The 18,665-nt window shown below is 41.7% G+C and carries 17 protein-coding genes; 15 read left to right on the top strand and 2 right to left on the bottom strand.

Going from position 1 to position 18,665, the window contains the following annotated elements; all coding sequences use genetic code 11:
* Positions 1-163 precede the first annotated feature (163 nt).
* Complete coding sequence (gene ytvI / locus ACTWQL_RS22725; RefSeq protein ID WP_443144650.1) at positions 164-1,282, bottom strand: sporulation integral membrane protein YtvI; 1,119 nt, start codon at positions 1,280-1,282, stop codon at positions 164-166.
* Positions 1,283-1,386: 104 nt separating this feature from the next.
* On the opposite strand from ytvI, the gene ACTWQL_RS22720 reads away from it, so the two are divergent.
* The 8 genes from ACTWQL_RS22720 (at position 1,387) to pnpS (ending at position 9,740) form a co-directional block, all read left to right on the top strand.
* Positions 1,387-1,848 (top strand): DUF441 domain-containing protein, encoded by a 462-nt coding sequence (locus tag ACTWQL_RS22720; protein WP_443144649.1) that lies wholly within the window; start codon positions 1,387-1,389, stop codon positions 1,846-1,848.
* A 290-nt stretch (positions 1,849-2,138) separates the two neighbouring features.
* A complete protein-coding gene (locus tag ACTWQL_RS22715; protein ID WP_443144648.1) occupies positions 2,139-2,303 on the top strand; it encodes a hypothetical protein in 165 nt (54 codons plus the stop codon).
* Positions 2,304-2,700: 397 nt separating this feature from the next.
* Complete coding sequence (citZ, locus tag ACTWQL_RS22710; RefSeq protein ID WP_443144647.1) at positions 2,701-3,816, top strand: citrate synthase; 1,116 nt, start codon at positions 2,701-2,703, stop codon at positions 3,814-3,816.
* 144 nt (positions 3,817-3,960) lie between these two features.
* Positions 3,961-5,238: an NADP-dependent isocitrate dehydrogenase gene (icd, locus tag ACTWQL_RS22705; RefSeq protein WP_443144651.1), complete on the top strand. Its 1,278-nt coding sequence runs from the start codon at positions 3,961-3,963 to the stop codon at positions 5,236-5,238.
* Between the two features lie 12 nt (positions 5,239-5,250).
* Positions 5,251-6,189, top strand: a complete 939-nt coding sequence (gene mdh, locus ACTWQL_RS22700) for a malate dehydrogenase (RefSeq protein WP_443144646.1) — start codon at positions 5,251-5,253, stop codon at positions 6,187-6,189.
* Positions 6,190-6,718: 529 nt separating this feature from the next.
* A complete protein-coding gene (locus ACTWQL_RS22695) occupies positions 6,719-7,195 on the top strand; it encodes a MaoC/PaaZ C-terminal domain-containing protein (protein WP_443144645.1) in 477 nt (158 codons plus the stop codon).
* Between the two features lie 115 nt (positions 7,196-7,310).
* Positions 7,311-8,018 carry a response regulator transcription factor gene (locus ACTWQL_RS22690; protein ID WP_443144644.1) on the top strand — a complete coding sequence of 236 codons (708 nt, stop codon included), beginning with the start codon at positions 7,311-7,313 and terminating at the stop codon, positions 8,016-8,018.
* On the top strand, positions 8,019-9,740 hold the full coding sequence (pnpS, locus tag ACTWQL_RS22685; protein ID WP_443144643.1) for a two-component system histidine kinase PnpS: 1,722 nt from the start codon (positions 8,019-8,021) through the stop codon (positions 9,738-9,740).
* 395 nt (positions 9,741-10,135) lie between these two features.
* Here the strand turns inward: pnpS and ACTWQL_RS22680 are convergent, their stop codons facing one another.
* Positions 10,136-10,399, bottom strand: a complete 264-nt coding sequence (locus tag ACTWQL_RS22680) for a hypothetical protein (RefSeq protein WP_443144642.1) — start codon at positions 10,397-10,399, stop codon at positions 10,136-10,138.
* Positions 10,400-10,780: 381 nt separating this feature from the next.
* On the opposite strand from ACTWQL_RS22680, the gene polA reads away from it, so the two are divergent.
* The 7 genes from polA to nrdR all read left to right on the top strand — a co-directional run bounded on the left by polA (position 10,781) and on the right by nrdR (position 18,637).
* Entirely contained in the window at positions 10,781-13,417 is a 2,637-nt protein-coding gene (gene polA / locus ACTWQL_RS22675) for a DNA polymerase I (protein ID WP_443144641.1), read from the top strand.
* Positions 13,418-13,489: 72 nt separating this feature from the next.
* Positions 13,490-14,314, top strand: coding sequence for a DNA-formamidopyrimidine glycosylase (mutM, locus tag ACTWQL_RS22670; RefSeq protein WP_443144640.1), 825 nt, complete (start codon positions 13,490-13,492; stop codon positions 14,312-14,314).
* Between the two features lie 86 nt (positions 14,315-14,400).
* Complete coding sequence (gene ytaF, locus ACTWQL_RS22665) at positions 14,401-15,048, top strand: sporulation membrane protein YtaF (protein ID WP_443144639.1); 648 nt, start codon at positions 14,401-14,403, stop codon at positions 15,046-15,048.
* Position 15,049: 1 nt separating this feature from the next.
* Positions 15,050-15,649, top strand: coding sequence for a dephospho-CoA kinase (gene coaE, locus ACTWQL_RS22660; protein WP_443144638.1), 600 nt, complete (start codon positions 15,050-15,052; stop codon positions 15,647-15,649).
* Between the two features lie 186 nt (positions 15,650-15,835).
* Positions 15,836-16,876, top strand: coding sequence for a glyceraldehyde-3-phosphate dehydrogenase (locus tag ACTWQL_RS22655; RefSeq protein WP_443144637.1), 1,041 nt, complete (start codon positions 15,836-15,838; stop codon positions 16,874-16,876).
* Between the two features lie 635 nt (positions 16,877-17,511).
* Positions 17,512-17,892, top strand: a complete 381-nt coding sequence (gene speD / locus ACTWQL_RS22650; protein WP_443144636.1) for an adenosylmethionine decarboxylase — start codon at positions 17,512-17,514, stop codon at positions 17,890-17,892.
* Positions 17,893-18,175: 283 nt separating this feature from the next.
* Entirely contained in the window at positions 18,176-18,637 is a 462-nt protein-coding gene (gene nrdR / locus ACTWQL_RS22645; protein WP_221566360.1) for a transcriptional regulator NrdR, read from the top strand.
* The last annotated feature ends 28 nt before the right edge of the window (positions 18,638-18,665 follow it).

Genomic DNA, 18,665 nt, shown 5'->3' with positions numbered 1-18,665 from the left:
CAGGTAGTAGGCACGCTGATCCCGCAGGACAAGGAAAGCTTCGGCAGCGTTACATCGCACGAAGAAAATGCGATTTTCATTTTCGAGGAGTCTCGCACCCTGCTCTCCAATCAACTTGCACAAGGTGGTTCTTAAAAAAATGACCGGTCGATCCCGTATCAAGTCATGCTGCTTTTTTACCGATGATGAAATGCCATATATCCTCGAATACATTCGCCTGGTTCAAAGCTCGAATAACAACCAGAGTGACGGGTCCGATGATTAATCCGAGGAAACCGAATAACTTGAAACCTACGAATAAAGAGATTAATGTAGCAAGAGGGTCCAATCCTATGCTCGTAGATAGAATCTTAGGTTCCATAATTTGTCGCTGGATGATGACGACACCATATAAGATCGATAATCCGATCGTCAGGGTGAATTCTTCCATGACAAAGGAATAAATGATCCAGGGGACGAAAACGGCTCCCGTTCCAAGGTAAGGCAAGAGATCAACTATACCGATCAGAATAGCAATGGTAATAGCATAATCGACCCGTAAAATAAGAAGTCCTACCAGTACGATCCCCGCGGTTATCGATATAAGTGTCAATTGTGCTTTAATAAATCCGACGAGTGCTTTACGAAGCTCGATATAGACACTCCTGCCGCTTTCAACAGTTCGTTCGGGGGTTTTTCTCTCTAACCAGCCTTTGAACCGATACCAATCCTTACTGATGAAAAACGTAGCAAGTAAAGAAAAAATCATAACCGTTACAACATTAGGCAAGCTAAGTAAAAAGTTCTGCAATCCAATCAACACGGACTGGACAAACGCTTTAACGTTTTCAGTAATATTCTCACCAATTGATTGGATGTTACCGATGACAGTTTCACGTTGAGACGGGTCAAGGCTTTTAAACATTGCTACCAAATCATAGTAGATCGGTAGAATTTGTTGGGTGAAGTATGCTTGACCAAAATGGACTAATGTCTGGGTGTGCTGCGGGATCACTTCCGCAAGATAACCAAATCCGGTAATCATCTCACTGATCAACAAGGTCAAGAAACCGGCGATCAGTCCGATTAGTAGGATCAATATGATCATGACGGCAATTCCCCGAGGCATCTTTCCTTTCCGCTCCAGGAGATTAACGAGCGGATTGATCATCAAGGCTAAGAAAAAGGCAATGATGAATGGGTAGGTGACTTTTGCGGTGAGCAGCAGGGCATAAAAAGCAAAGATGATGATTGCAATGACTAATAGAAATCTTAAAAAGCTATATACATAATGAAGATTCAACTGCATCGATCCTTTCGCCAGGGTGGTAGGGTCGCCCTGTATATTAGTATTATTTTACAATTATAGGCGATAAGATTCAATGATAATCAGAGAGGGAGAAGAGAATGTTCGATCAACCAGCTTTATTTTTGTTAGTATTATTAGGCATTGCGCTTTGGGCAAAGAACAAGTCCTTATTGATTGCCGTTGTTTTTCTGCTCGTCATCAAATGGGTCGGTCTTGGCGATAAAGTCTTTCCAGCCTTTCAAAAAAAAGGGATTGAATGGGGTGTCACGATTATTACTATTGCCGTCCTTGTACCTATCGCCACTGGTGATATCGGCTTCAAACAGTTAGGAGAAGCACTGAAATCATCTTATGCCTGGATTGCTCTGGGATCAGGAATTGCAGTTGCATTAATTGCCGCAAACGGGATCCAGCTCCTTGCAGAGGACCCGCATATCACAACTGCACTTGTCTTTGGAACGATTCTAGCAGTAAGTCTCTTTAATGGTATCGCAGTCGGTCCTTTGATTGGAGCAGGAATTGCATATATGGTCATGAAAGTCGTAAACTACATTTCATGAGGATTTTATTTTGTAAAAGGCTGTTTTCGCAAACTTTGTTGCTCTTGCACTTAAAGAAAGTATAAAATACTTTCTTCAGTATAAGGGCAACTAAGGCTCGACCTACAAAAGGCTTGGTCTCGCCAAGTTTTCATTAAAAGTCGTTGATTTCCGCTCCAAGAGTCTCGCTTTCCGCGGGGCGTCCGGTGAGCCCCCTCGTCGCCTTGCGACCTCAGGAGTCTCCTTTTCAAGGAAGCATTTGTGCTCCTGCGTCTCCAAGAAAGTCCTGTCGAAGCGAGCTTCCTCGTCGCATGCCTTGCGAGGAGATTATTCAGGTAGTAGGCACGCTGATCCCGCAGGACAAGGAAAGCTTCGGCAGCGTTACATCGCACGAAGAAAATGTGATTTTCATTTTCGAGGAGTCTCGCACCTTGCTCTCCAATCAACTTGCACAAGGTGACTGTTTACCAAAATGAGCCAAAAGCAAATCTTTTAGAAAAGAACCTTGTTAAAAGTCGATATACATTTACACGAATTCCAAGACCCGGTAGCGAGGAATCTTGTGGATCGCCTGCTGAAAGTGAGTATATTTCCACGCCATAATATGGAATTGTGAAAAACAAAATCTTGCCTAAAGCAGCCTTTAATAAAGAGATTTGCGTTGATAGATTAAGGTTTTCGAGTCGTAGGCGTTCACAAAGTTCAGAAACTTGTTTATAATTAATATGTATGCGTTTTATCCTTCCTTAATTAATGTGTTTACTTCACGGTAAACATTTTCTTTGATACAAAAAGTTCGTCAAACTTTTTGGGCACGTGCTTTATTGTATTAAGAGAACAGAGAAATCAATTTTATTAAAAGGAGAGAGAGCCATGACCACAACTAGAGGTTTAGAAGGCATTGTAGCTACAACATCCTCGGTAAGTTCGATCATCGATGGTGTACTGACATACCGCGGCTACAATATTGACGATCTTGCAGATTATGCAAGTTTTGAAGAGGTTATTTACTTACTTTGGTATGGTAAACTACCGAACAAAAAAGAATTGGATGAATTCAATTCTGAATTATCCAAGCATTATGCTTTACCACAGCAAGTATTGGATATGATGAAAAGCTTTCCGCTTGATGAAATCCATCCAATGGCGGCGGTAAGAACTGCTGTATCTGCTTTAGGGTTATACGATAGTGAAGCAGATGAAATGAACGAGGAAGTGAATTTCACTAAAGCGATTCGACTACAAGCGAAGCTTGCATCCATCGTGGCAGCATTCTCTCGTTTACGTGATGGACAAGAAGTCATTCAACCAAATACAAAACTCAGCTATGCGGCAAACTTCTTGTACATGCTTAATGGAGAAGAACCTGATGAGATTTCCGAAAAAGCTGTCAATAAAGCATTAGTACTTCATGCTGATCATGAGCTCAACGCTTCAACATTTACAGCCCGCGTTTGTGTGGCGACACTATCCGATATCTATTCCGGTGTAACGGCAGCGATCGGGGCATTGAAAGGACCGCTTCATGGTGGAGCCAACGAAAGAGTAATGAAGATGCTTACTGAGATTGGTGAACCTGAAAACGTAGAATCATATTTGAAAGAAGCACTTGAACGTAAGGAAAAAATCATGGGATTCGGACATCGTGTATATAAAGATGGAGATCCACGTGCCAAGCATTTACGTGAAATGTCCAAGCAATTGACAGATATCACAGGTGAATCCAAATGGTATGAAATGTCTGTGAAGCTGGATGAATTGATGACGAAGGAAAAAGGATTATTACCAAATGTCGACTTCTATTCTGCTTCTGTCTACCACAGTCTAGGTCTCAAGCATGATCTTTTCACACCTATTTTCGCGCTGAGCAGAGTTTCAGGTTGGTTAGCACACATCCTAGAGCAGTATGAAAACAACCGGCTGATCCGTCCTCGTGCAGAATACATTGGACCTGATAAACAAAAGTATGTCTCAATTGAAAATCGCTAAATAAATGAACATGTCGACTCACTGCTAAAGTGTCGGATGAGATTCATCAAGATGGTTGATCCTCATCAGACGCTTTTTATGAGTCATTTGATAAAAAATTTGTTACGATAAAAAACGAAAATATGATTTTACGATCAGGAGGTAATTAACTTGTCAAACGGAGAACGTATTAAAGTTGATAATGGGGTACTGAACGTACCGAACAACCCGGTCATCCCTTATATTGAAGGTGACGGAATTGGACCAGACATTTGGGCTGCAGCATCTAAAGTATTGGAAGCTGCTGTTGAAAAAGCATATAACGGAGAAAAAGGAATTGTATGGAAGGAAGTCCTCGCTGGACAGAAAGCTTATGATCAAACAGGTGAATGGCTCCCAGCTGAAACGCTAGATGTGATTCGTGAATACATACTTGCGATCAAAGGGCCATTGACGACTCCTATTGGTGGCGGTATCCGTTCATTGAACGTAGCATTGCGTCAAGAATTGGACTTGTTTACTTGCTTACGTCCAGTTCGCTATTTCACTGGCGTACCATCTCCTCTTAAAAAGCCGGAAGATACTGATATGGTCATTTTCCGTGAGAACACTGAGGACATCTATGCTGGTATCGAATTTGCAAAAGGTTCTGATGAAGTCAAGAAAGTCATCAAGTTCTTACAAGAAGAAATGGGTGCAAATAAAATCCGTTTCCCTGAAACTTCTGGTATCGGGATCAAGCCTGTTTCAGAGGAAGGAACAAAACGCCTTGTACGTGCCGCAATCGAGTATGCACTGAATGAAGGACGTAAGAGCGTTACACTTGTCCATAAAGGAAACATCATGAAGTTTACAGAAGGTGCTTTCAAGAACTGGGGTTACGAAGTTGCTGAAGAAGAATTCGGAGATAAGGTATTCACTTGGGCTGAGTACGACCGTATCGTCGAAGCGGATGGCAAGGATGCTGCAAACAAAGCACAAGCTGATGCTGAAGCTGCTGGCAAGATCATCATCAAGGATTCGATCGCTGACATCTTCCTTCAACAAATCCTTACACGCCCAGCAGAGTTTGACGTTGTTGCAACAATGAACTTGAACGGTGACTATGTTTCAGATGCACTTGCTGCACAAGTAGGTGGAATCGGAATCGCTCCAGGAGCGAACATCAACTATGAAACTGGACATGCTATCTTTGAAGCAACTCATGGAACTGCTCCGAAATATGCAGGTTTGGATAAAGTTAACCCATCTTCGGTCATTCTTTCAGGGGTATTATTGTTAGAACACATCGGCTGGACCGAAGCAGCTGAATTAGTCATGAAGTCTATGGAAAAGACGATTGCAAGCAAAGTCGTGACATATGACTTCGCACGTCTTATGGACGGTGCCACTGAAGTTAAATGTTCAGAATTCGGTAACGAACTGATCAAAAATATGGCGTAAGGAGTGGTATACATGGGAAACAGACGTAATAAAATTTCTGTAATCGGCGGTGGCTTCACTGGAGCCACTACCGCATTCATCGCAGGTCAAAAAGAACTTGGTGATGTTGTCCTTGTAGATATTCCAGACATGGAAAACCCTACTAAAGGGAAAGCGCTGGATATGCTTGAATCAAGTCCTGTACAAGGATTTGATTCAAAAATTACTGGTACTGCAAACTATGAAGACACAGCAGGTTCTGACATCGTCGTTATCACTGCTGGTATCGCGCGAAAGCCAGGTATGAGCCGTGACGATCTCGTCAATACAAATGCAAAGATCATGAAGAGTGTGACACAGGAAATTGTGAAATACTCTCCAGAATGCACAATCATCGTTTTGACGAACCCGGTAGATGCAATGACTTACACAGTACTTAAAGAATCTGGTTTCCCTAAACACCGCGTGATCGGTCAGTCTGGTATTCTTGATACGGCTCGATTCTGTACATTCGTTGCAGAAGAATTGAACCTTTCAGTCAAGGATATCCGTGGATTTGTGCTTGGCGGCCATGGTGATGATATGGTGCCATTGATCCGCTACTCAAACGCCGGAGGAATTCCTCTAGATAAATTGATCAGCAAAGATCGTCTAGATGCAATCGTAGAGCGGACTCGTAAAGGCGGCGGAGAAATCGTACAGCTATTAGGAAATGGCAGTGCGTACTATGCACCAGCTGCTTCCCTTGTTGAAATGGTTGAAGCGATCCTTAAAGATCAACGCCGTGTCCTTCCTGCAATCGCTTATCTTGAAGGCGAATATGGATACGAAGGAATTTGCTTAGGTGTACCGACTGTCCTTGGTGGAAAAGGTCTTGAGGAAGTCATTGAGCTTGAATTGACAGAGGATGAAAAAGCTCAATTAGACAAATCAGCCGACTCCGTCCGAAATGTCATGAATGTTTTAACTTAATAATGGAACAATGTAGAAGGAGGAATTCGGGAACTTTTCTCGAATTCTTTCTTTACACTCGGCTTAGTTCATTTTTGTTGTTGAGTAATTTATCAACAAATATAACCAGCCTTTACATTAAGGCTCTTTTCTAAAAGATTGATTGTTGCTTTTGAGTTATTTTAAAAAACTCACCTTGTGCAAGTTGATTGGAGAGCAAGGTGCAAGACTCCTGTGGGCTCACCGCACGCCCCGCGGAAAGCGAGCATCCTGGAGCGGAAATCAACGACTTTTAAAGAAAACTTAGCGAGACCAAGCCTTTTGTAGGTCGAGCCTTAGTTGCCCTTATACTGAAGAAAGTATTTTATACTTTCTTTAAGTGCAAGAGCAACAAAGTTTGCGAAAACAGCCTACATTAAAGAGATTTGGCTAACTTAAGAACATATGCAGCCAATTTTCTTTTACACCAGAATGTCAGAATGTTTCTATTCATCTGGCATTTCTTTTTCGCAAATGGTGTAAACGCTTACTTCACGAGGAGGGAACTGACATGTTACTAGGGAAAAAACGAAAACTTGGCAGAAAAATCGATGAGATAAATGTGGGGGAAAAGCTAGAGATCACTGAGACGATCGAGGATAAAGATCTTCTGTTGTATCTTGGATTGACGGATGATAACAATCCCTTATATATCCAACATGATTATGCATCATTGACACCTTTCAATAAACCAGTGGTCCCGCAAATCATGCTGACTGGTTTCATTACTTCTGCTGTGAGTAAATATCTGCCTGGCCCGGGAAGTTCTATATTAAAACAAACAATTTCCTTTCCGAAGCCTGTCTATCACTATGCAACGATCATACTTAAATTTGAAATCACAAATGTCGATACGGAAAAGCATGTTGTGACTGTGATGATCAAGGGTTACGATGAGTCTGAGGCTCTGGTCATCGATGGTGAACTGGAAGTTTGTCCACCATATGCACCACGTTCGATCACGTCACGGACATTTGATAATTTTTAAGCCAGTGTAAAAATTCGGTAACAAAAGAGACGTTTTCGTCTTTTTTGTTTTTTTTTTCGCTTTTATGTGTAAAAATAAAATCAAAATCATGTCCATATAATGAGGTGGCGTTAAGATGAGAGAAAAAATCCTAGTAATCGAAGATGAAGAGTCTATCAATACATTATTGCAATTCAATTTGGAACAAGCAGGTTTTGAAGTGATTACCGCAATGGATGGTGTCACCGGATTAGAACTTGCGCGTGAAGAACAACCCGACTTGATTGTATTGGACTTGATGCTTCCAGAGATGGATGGTTTGGACGTATGTAAAAATCTGCGTCAATCGCAGCTTCTGATCCCGATACTCATGCTGACTGCTAAAGACGATGAGTTCGATAAGGTATTAGGTCTTGAGCTTGGAGCGGATGACTACCTGACAAAACCATTCAGTCCTCGTGAAGTTGTTGCACGTGTCAAAGCAATATTGAGAAGAAGCCAATATGTTACATCTCAAACAACTCAACCTGATGACCTAGAGTCTTTGAAGGTAGGGGAATTGAAAGTCTATCCAGATAATTATGAAGCATTTTTTGAAGGTGAATTGCTTGAACTAACCCCAAAAGAATTCGAACTGCTTGTCTATCTTATCAAAAACCGAGGACGTGTCCTTTCACGTGAGCAATTGCTCAATGCAATCTGGGATTATGATTTTGTCGGCGATACAAGGATCGTCGATGTCCACATCAGTCATTTGCGTGAAAAAATCGAACAGAATACAAGGAAACCGATTTATATCAAAACCATCCGTGGCCTAGGATATAAATTGGATGGACCTCAGTAAATGGTTAACTTTCGCGGCAGGATTTTAAATTCTTTCATCATTTTTGCAAGCGGCATATTCCTGTTGTTAAGTTTCGCTATTGCTAATCTCTCAATCGGCGCTATGGAGCGCGAGCAGTTTGATTCGTATGCCAAACAGCTCCAATTTGTTTCAAAGGCTATTGAACCTGGAAACACTGACCTTCAGGTGACGTTGAATCGCTATGAAGGTAGTACAGATGGAGAAATTTCGTACATTACACAAGATGGAGAGATTGCCGCAACAACATTTGAAAAACCGCCGTTTACGGAACAAGAAAGGTTCACACCATCTGAAAATGTGGAAAAAATCGAGCGTGATGGAAGAGTCGATTTTGTCCTGACCCTTTCACCTGGACAATCACCCTCTGATTATCTCGTCATATCTGCTGAAGAGAAAACACTAACCAATGAAGTGCGCCGCTATTGGATTCCTGTCTTACTTACTATTCTTTTAAGTTACGCATTATTGATTGCAGTTACCTTCCGACTGACTGGAAAGCTGGTAAAACCAGTTGATGATGCAATGCGTGTTGCAAAAGAACTAGCACGCGGTAATTTCAAGGCCAGGACACATGAATACCAGTTAAAAGAGACGGGGCAATTGAATCACTCCCTTAATGTGCTGGCTCGGAATCTCGAACAGATCACCGAGTTGAGAGAGGCAGAGCAAGAACGGATGTCAACGGTGATTGAAAATATGGATAGCGGATTGTTGCTGATCGACTCGAAAGGCTATATCAACTTGATGAACCGTGCCTATAGAACTCTCTTTGAAATTGATTCAGAGAACTGGAAAGAAGCGCTTTACCATGAGGTTATGCCGAACGAGGATGTTATCGAGCTGGTTGATGAAACATTTCTAACCGAAACAACTGTGAAGAAACAAGTTACGTTATCAATTGGCATCGACCGGAAACATTTTCATTTGACATGTGTTCCGATTTTGGGTCAAAAAGACAAGATAAAAGGAATTGTCCTTGTTTTTCATGACATCACAGAACTTAAAAACCTGGAGCAGATGCGAAAAGATTTCGTAGCAAATGTTTCGCATGAATTGCGTACACCTGTTACTTCGTTAAAAGGTTTTGCGGAGACCTTATTGGATGGAGCAATGGAAAGCAAAGAGCTTAGGGAGAAGTTTTTAACGATCATCTGGAAGGAAAGCGATCGGTTGCAAAATTTAATTCAGGACTTGCTAGAGTTTACGAAAATGGAACAATCCAATTTTCAATTGAATTGGCAGACGATCAATCTAGAAACCATTGTGAATGATGTGGTCACATTACTTGAACCACGAGCAGAACAAAAAGATATCGAGGTTTTGGTAGAGATTGAGGGAGACCTCAAAATAGAGGGTGACTCTGCTCGTATGAAACAAATCATGATCAATTTGTTAAATAATGCTTTATCCTACACGCCTAATAGCGGGAACGTATTGATTAAAGGAAAAGTGGTTGACGAAAAAATACAACTAGAAGTAAAGGATACTGGAATTGGAATTACAGAGGATGAAATTCCGCGTGTGTTCGAACGCTTCTACAGAGTTGATAAAGCCCGAAGCCGAAACTCAGGAGGCACTGGTCTTGGACTTGCAATCGTCAAGCATTTGGTCGAAGCCCATAAAGGGTCGGTTAAGGTGACGAGCCAAAAAGAGGTTGGAACGACGTTTACACTAACTTTTTTCAAAACGAGACAAGACTGAAAATTTACACAATATTAACACCTGGGATATTGGTTCTTCATAATCCGTTGCTAAACTGTACTTGAAAATCCTTTTCAAAAGGATCCCCTTATTGATGGCGAGAGTTCTCCTACGGCTCTCGTCTTTTTTTTTTGCGTTTTAAAGGGGCTGAGACAATAGAAGAAAACCCGAACAATTTGTGCGGGTTATCTTTAGAGAGTTAAAATGAAGGGTACCGCTTCGCCAACATCCTTCGCTTTCCGCGGGCACGGCCTCCGCCTCCTCAGAAAGCACAGACCGCTTTCTTCCGGGGTCTTCGACTCGTGCTGTTCCCGCAGGAGTCTACGGATGTAGCCTACGCTTTTCGTCTTTCATTTTATCTATTATATTTTATTGTTCGTCTTTTCTGTTTGTAGTTATAGTTTCGTACCAGCCTCTTCAATGTTGTACGATTCCATTCTAAAGTTGCACAATGGACCCTCAATAGGCTCTTTTCTAAAAGATGGTTGGTATTGAGTCATTTTAATAAAATCATCATGTGCAAGTTGATTGGAGAGCAAGGTGCGAGACTCCTCGAAAATGAAAATCGCATTTTCTTCGTGCGATGTAACGCTGCCGAAGCTTTCCTTGTCCTGCGGGATCAGCGTGCCTACTACCTGAATAATCTCCTCGCAAGGCATGCGACGAGGAAGCTCGCTTCGACAGGACTTTCTTGTAGACGCAGGAGCACAAATGCTTCCTTGATAAGGAGACTCCTGAGGTCGCAAGGCGACGAGTGGGTTCACCGAACGCCCCGTGGAAAGCGAGCACCCTGGAGCGGAAATCAACGACTTTTAAAGAAAACTTGGCGAGACCAAGCCTTTTGTAGGTCGAGCCTTAGTTGCCCTTATACTGAAGAAAGTATTTTATACTTTCTTTAAGTGCAAGAGCAACAAAGTTTGCGAATGCAGCCTCCCAATAAAACCTAAACTTCTTTGAAACCACGTCCATGGCCCTCCGTTTTTCCCTTCTAAATCCAAAGATGATAAAATGAAGCTAGTGTTGAACGAGGAGGAAATCGAATGAGCAAAAAGAAACTCGTTTTAGTAGATGGGAATAGTATTGCATATCGTGCATTTTTTGCGTTGCCCCTTTTAAACAATGATAAAGGTGTGTACACGAATGCAGTGTACGGCTTTACAACAATGTTATTAAAAGTGCTGGAAGAGGAAACGCCAAGTCATATGCTTGTGGCATTTGATGCGGGTAAGACGACATTCCGTCACAAAACCTTTGATGAATATAAAGGTGGCCGGCAGAAGACACCACCAGAACTATCCGAACAATTGCCGTTGATCCGTGAATTGCTAGATGCATTCGGTATCAAACGATATGAACTGGAGCAGTACGAGGCGGATGATATCATCGGTACGTTGTCGAAGCAGGCAGAGTCGAAGGAATGGGATGTCAAAGTCATCACCGGAGACAAGGACTTGCTTCAATTGGTGGACGATCATGTGCACGTCGCACTCACAAAAAAGGGCATTTCAGATGTGGATACATATGACTTGAAGCTAGTCGAGGAACGCTACGGATTGACGCCTGATCAAATCATTGACATGAAAGGACTTATGGGAGACAGCTCCGACAACATCCCAGGGGTTCCAGGTGTCGGTGAAAAGACAGCGATCAAGCTCTTGAAGGAATTTGGAACGATTGAAAAAGTGTTGGACTCAATCGACCAAATTTCAGGGAAAAAACTGAAGGAAAAACTTGAAGACAATAAAGCACAAGCTGAAATGAGTAAAAAGCTTGCAACGATTGAAGTGGAAGCGCCAATTGAAATCAAGCTCGACGGTTGCGAGTACGAAAATGAAATTTCTGAAAAAGTAATCAAACTCTTTAAGGAGCTAGGGTTCAACTCACTATTAGACAGAGTGGACAGCGACGCTGCTGAAGAAGCGGATAAGCCGACTGAAGAAATCAAATATGAAATATTGGAAGAGGTTAAGGAAAACGACTTCGGCCAAAATGCATCAATCGTCATCGAGTGCTTAGCTGAAAACTATCACAACGCTGATATATTAGGTATTGGAATTGTCAGTGATGAAGGGAAATACTTCATCCCGACAGATGTAGCATTGAAATCAGACTCCTTGATCGAGTGGCTTGAGGATGAAAAAGTAGAAAAGTATGCCGCTGATGCAAAGCAAGCTATTGTATCACTTGCTTGGAAAGGCATCCGCTTAAAAGGTATCAAATTCGATGCTCTCATTGCATCTTACTTGTTGAATCCATCCGACTCTTCACACGATATCGCCTCGATTTCAAACAGGCTTGGATTGAAGGGGGTATCAAGCAATGAAACCGTCTACGGTAAAGGCGCAAAGCAGAAAGTACCAGACCAAGAGGCTTTAAGTGAACATATTGTTCGTAAAGCGAATATGCTCCGTGAAGTTGTCCCTCATCTTCAAGAAAGTCTTAAGAAAAATGAACAGGATCAGCTCTTTTACGATTTAGAAATGCCTCTTTCCATCGTGCTCGGCGAGATGGAACAGCAAGGCGTCCAGGTCGATGTGAAACGATTGGAAGAGATGGGTACTGAACTGAACGACCAATTGCAAAAGATCGAAGGGAAAATTTTCGAATTGGCAGGAACGGAATTCAATATCAATTCCCCGAAACAACTTGGTGAAATCCTATTTGAAAAAATGCAGCTCCCTGTCATCAAAAAGACGAAGACAGGCTATTCAACGTCAGCCGATGTTCTGGAAAAACTGAAGGATAAACACGAAATCGTCGAGGAAATCCTTTACTACCGTCAGCTTGGTAAGCTTAACTCCACATATGTAGAAGGGTTATTGAAAGTGGTGAATCGTGATACGGAGAAAATCCATACCCGTTTCAATCAAGCACTTGCCCAGACTGGACGATTGAGTTCGATCGATCCGAACCTGCAAAACATCCCGATTCGTCTGGAGGCAGGCAGAAAAATCCGCCAAGCTTTCATACCATCGGAAAAAGATTGGGTCGTGTTCGCTGCCGACTATTCCCAAATCGAACTTCGTGTTCTGGCCCATATTGCTCAAGACGATAAATTAATTGATGCATTTAATAATGAGCTGGATATCCATACGAAAACAGCGATGGACGTGTTTCATGTTGAAAAAGACGAAGTGACTGCTGATATGCGGAGACAAGCGAAAGCGGTCAACTTTGGAATCGTCTATGGTATCAGTGATTATGGACTGTCACAAAGCCTTGACATTACGCGTAAGGAAGCGGGACAGTTCATCGAGCGTTACCTGGAAAGCTTCCCAGGTGTCAAACAATACATGGAAGATATCAAACAACAAGCGAAACAAGATGGATATGTCACGACGATGTTGAATCGCAGGAGATATCTTCCTGAAATCACAAGCCGTAACTTCAATTTGAGAAGTTTTGCTGAGCGAACAGCAATGAATACACCAATACAAGGGTCAGCTGCCGATATTATCAAAAAAGCGATGGTAGAGATGGCGAAACGTTTGAAAAAAGAAAAGCTGCAAACCCGAATGCTCTTGCAAGTACACGATGAATTGATTTTTGAAGCACCAAAAGACGAAATCGAAAAGCTTGAAAAGATCGTACCAGATGTCATGGAGCATGCTGTTCAATTGGATGTTCCATTGAAAGTGGATTACTCATACGGAAATACGTGGTACGACGCAAAATAATACAAACCAGGTACCCGGTCTTCTGAATACAGAGCCGGGTGCCATTATGATTTTTAGGTAGGGAGATCAGAAATGCCTGAATTACCAGAAGTAGAAACCGTTCGACGCACATTGGAAAACCTCGTGCTAGGAAAAACAATAGAAGATATCACTGTAAAATGGGCAAAAATCATCAAGCACCCAGATGATTTAGCCGAATTCAAATCCTTGTTAGTCGGGCAGACGATCCGTTCAATAGGGAGAAGAGGGAAATTTTTAAAAATAACCCTCGATGATGTTGTCCTGGTTTCTCATTTGAGGATGGAAGGTCGTTATGTTTATGTGGAAAATGGGGAAGAAGCAGATAAACATACGCATGTGATCTTTTCATTCAAGGATGGATCAGAACTTCGTTACCGTGATGTCCGCAAGTTTGGGACCATGCATGTTTATCCGCTTGGAGAGGAAGAGGATCATTTACCGTTATCTCAACTAGGTCCCGAACCTTTCGATCCTTCCTTCGAACCAATTAAACTCTGGAAAAAGCTCCAGAAAACGACTCGTAAAATCAAACCCGTATTATTAGATCAGACTGTATTGGTCGGTCTCGGAAACATCTATGTGGATGAAGCGCTCTTCAAGGTTGGACTTAGCCCTGAAGCTGAGGCCAGATCGTTATCGAAAAAACAAGTGGAAAAGTTACATCAAGCAATTGTCGAAACGTTGATGGAAGCGGTCGAGCAAGGAGGCAGCACGATCCGTTCCTATGTCAATTCTCAGGGAGATATGGGGATGTTCCAGCAAAGGTTATCCGTTTATGCCCGGAAAGGGGAACCTTGTTTGAACTGTGGAACCGAAATCATTCGGATTGTAGTAGGCGGAAGAGGCACACATATTTGTCCGAGCTGCCAAAAGTAATTGGGATAATTTCATGAAAATATCGTACGTCGGATGGGCACCTTCCATATACTATCCTAGCGCTGAAGCAAGGAGGATGTATAGAAGTGACAGGATGGATAGCCCTATTGACTCTGACGATAGCTGTAAGTATGGACAGCTTCGGTGTTGGTGTAACATACGGTGTACGACGCATGAAAATTACGTATTTCTCTATCATTCTGATTGCACTCTGTTCTGCTCTGATGTTACTTGCCGCAATGAATGTAGGAACGATCATCAGTACATTTGTTTCTCCTGCTTTTGCAGGCAAGTTGGGTGGAATCTTGCTCATCGGTTTAGGCATGTATGTGTTATGGCAATTTTTCAAAAGTAGTGATGAACAGGAAGAAGCAGCGCTTAATAAGAATGAATCAGAATACATTTGGAACATGGAAATCCGTTCGTTAGGAATCGTCATCCAAATTCTCCGGACACCTGCAGCGGCAGATATCGACCGTTCCGGAACGATTGCCGGACTGGAAGCTTTATTGCTTGGATTGGCACTTTCCCTGGATTCTTTTGCTGCAGGTCTAGGTGCTTCCTTACTCGGATTTCCGCATTTAATGACGGCGGTTTTTGTATCAACGATGAGCGTGTTGTTCCTTGTCACTGGTATGAAGCTTGGAAGAGTGCTGTCGGCGTTACCGACAATGCGGTTAATCAGCTTCTTGCCTGGACTCATGTTGATCGTTTTAGGTATTTTCAAACTGTGAGGTGTTAGAATTGATTGTTGGTTTGACAGGTGGAATCGCAAGTGGGAAAAGTACCATTTCCGAAATGATCCAGGAGATGAATATTCCTGTCATAGATGCTGATAAGATCGCCCGGGAAGTTGTGCTGCCGGGCGAGCCAGCATACAAGCAAATTGTTGAATTTTTTGGTACAGGAATACTTGAAGAAGACAGTCGTTTGAACCGAAAAAAATTAGGCGCAATCATTTTTAATGATGAAGAGAAACGATTGAAGTTGAACAGCATTGTGCATCCAGCTGTACGTAAAAGAATGTTAGAGCGCAGGGATGAGCTCTTAGAAAAGCATGAAGCAGTCGTCATGGATATCCCATTGCTGTTTGAAAGCAAATTGACCCATATGGTTGATCGTACATTGCTTGTTTATGTGGATAAGGAAACCCAATTAAAAAGATTGATGGGCCGGGATCATTCATCCTCTGAAGAAGCCTTATCACGCATCCGCTCACAAATCCCCTTAGACGAAAAGAAAAAATGGGCAAACGAAGTCATCGATAATAATGGAACGATTGAAGAGAGCCGTCAGCAATTGATACATATATTTACTAAATGGGATATACTCTAAGGGATGTAGGATTCTCATTCGCAAAATTCAAGTATATGTCGAAAATTTGAACTTTAGGGGCCGGGCACGGGCCTCTTTTTTCTATTATTAATAAATTTAGTGTTCCCTTTTACATATAATATGTTATACTAATTTTAGATTTTCAGAAAAAAGTATAGCACTTTATAGATAGTGGAGGGATTCAACATGAAAGCTAGAGTAGCGATTAATGGATTTGGTCGAATTGGACGAATGGTATTCCGTAAAGCGATGAAAAACCAACAATTAGATGTTGTGGCGATAAATGCAAGTTATCCTTCTGAGACACTGGCTCATCTTATCAAGTACGATAGCATTCATGGTACTTACGACCTCGAGGTTGAAGCTAAGGAAAATTCTTTGATCGTAGATGGAAAAGAAATCAAATTATTAAGCGACAGAGATCCGAAACAATTGCCTTGGGCACAACTGAACGTTGATATCGTGATTGAAGCGACTGGAAAGTTCAAATCGAAGGAAACTGCTGGGTATCATCTAGAAGCAGGTGCAAAGAAAGTCATCATCACAGCTCCTGGTAAAGATGAAGATTTAACAGTTGTTATGGGCGTAAATGATGACGCTTACATTCCGGAAGAGCATCATGTTTTATCAAATGCTTCTTGTACGACAAACTGTCTTGCACCTGTCGTAAAAGTTCTTGATGAGCAATTTGGAATTGAAAATGGTGTAATGACGACTGTCCATGCATATACAAATGATCAGAAAAATATCGACAATCCTCATAAGGACTTGAGACGTGCGCGTGCTTGTGGACAATCGATCATCCCGACTTCCACTGGCGCAGCTAAAGCGATTGCAAAAGTCATGCCTCAATTGGAAGGAAAGCTACACGGTATGGCACTGCGAGTTCCAACACCGAACGTATCCCTCGTTGACCTTGTTGTCGATGTGAAGCGTGATGTAACGGTTGAAAAAGTAAATGCAGCACTCGAAACGGCATCTAACGGAACGTTAAGTGGCATTTTAGGATATACGAATGATCCACTTGTATCAATTGACTTCAATGGAAATGAAAATTCTTCAATCATTGATGGAATGTCCACAATGGTCATCGAAGACCGGAAAGTGAAAGTTCTTGCGTGGTATGACAATGAGTGGGGATATTCTTGCCGAGTTGTAGATCTTGCAGAAAAAGTCGGAGAAACACTTGAAGCCTTAACTGACAAGCGCTTGTCAGGAACTGCATAAATAACATGTTAATATGAAATAGGGGATTGGCTTCTAATGGCCAATCCTTTTATTATTTACTCGCAAATTTCGCTTCAATCAAACTAAGTCAGAAATCATTTGTATTATTTAATAAAACCTAAATGAAAGATGACAGACCATAAGATATACCGGACCAAAGAGGGTTCTAAGGGTGTGATGTTACGTAAAAGAGAAAGATCAAGCACTCAGAAGTGGGATCTGAGGGTGTGATGTTGCGTAAAAGAGAAAGATCAAGCATTCAGAAGTAGGTTCTGAGGGTGTGATGTTGCGTAAAAGAGAAAGACCAAGCACTCAGAAGTGGGTTCTGAGGGTTTGATAGTGCGAAAAAAACAAAATCAAGCACTCAGGAAAAATCATGCCAATCATTGTTTGTACAGGTATGAATAAGTATGTTTAGGTGCTCAATCAGTAAGTAAAAAGGCAGGAAAAAATTTTCTTGCAAAAAATAGAGAAAAGCAGTATACTGTTCATCGTGAACTTCAAGTTATAAGCAATATAGGAACTGGATACTACTTAAAGGGTTAGGACCTCTTTGGACTAACTTTCCCCCGTGGTAAAACTCCATTTCCGCATGCTTTTGAAGGCATGATTATTATTGAAGGGGGACTATGCAAATGGATACAATGGGACGTCATGTGATTGCTGAATTATGGGGTTGTGATGCAGAAAAGTTGAACAATATGCCTTATATTGAACAACTATTTGTAGAAGCTGCACTGAAATCTGGTGCAGAAGTGAGAGAAGTAGCCTTTCACAAATTCGCACCTCATGGAGTAAGTGGAGTTGTGATCATATCTGAATCACATCTCACAATTCACAGTTTTCCAGAGCATGGTTATGCAAGTATTGATGTTTATACGTGTGGTGATCTTGATCCTAACGTCGCTGCAAATTATATCGCAGAAGCACTTGGAGCTTCATCCAAAGAGAATGTAGAACTTCCAAGAGGTATGGGTCCAGTTAAAGTCGGCCAGAAAAAAGTCTCAGCATATTAAAAATGACAAAGACTATCAAGGTGTGCAGATGCACACCTTTTTTACATTTAAAGAAAGTATAATTACTTTCTTCAATATAAGAGCAACTAAGCTCAGCCTACGCCAAAGGCTAGGCTTTGCCAAGTTTTCTTTAATGGCGGAAAATCCATGATCACACTTGATCATCTGAAAACATCTTGTCATGGGGTGACCTTTCCACTATCATTATAGTTAAGGATAATATTACAATTCGACTAAATATGACATTATATAAAGCGAAGTTTATCGATATGGGGTTGGTTAAATGCGTTGTCCACATTGTCAACATAACGGAACCAGGGTGTTAGATTCTCGCCCGGTCCATGGCGGACGTTCGATTCGCAGGCGAAGAGAATGCGAAAAATGCAATTACAGGTTCACCACTTTTGAAACAGTGGAAGAAATTCCTCTTGTTGTTGTAAAAAAAGAAGGAACAAGGGAAGAATTCAACCGGGACAAGCTTTTACGTGGATTGATCAAGGCATGTGAAAAGCGGCCGGTACCACTTGAAGTTCTTGAAGAAGTAGTGAATACGGTTGAAAAAGATTTACGAAATGATGGCTCTTCGGAAATCCAAAGTAAAGAAATTGGTGAACGGGTGATGGACCATCTAGCGAAGATTGATGAAGTAGCATATGTCAGATTCGCGTCCGTTTATAGGCAATTCAAGGACATCAACGTATTTATCGATGAACTTAAAGATTTAATAAAACGAGAGAACGAGTAAAGAGCTTACATATACATAAGCTCTTTTT

It is taken from the genome of Pseudalkalibacillus sp. R45, from assembly GCF_052246725.1.
Taxonomy (GTDB): Bacteria; Bacillota; Bacilli; order Bacillales; family Fictibacillaceae; genus Pseudalkalibacillus.
The sequence above is the reverse complement of the archived record's forward strand: the minus strand, read 5'-3'. Positions and strand labels throughout refer to the sequence as shown.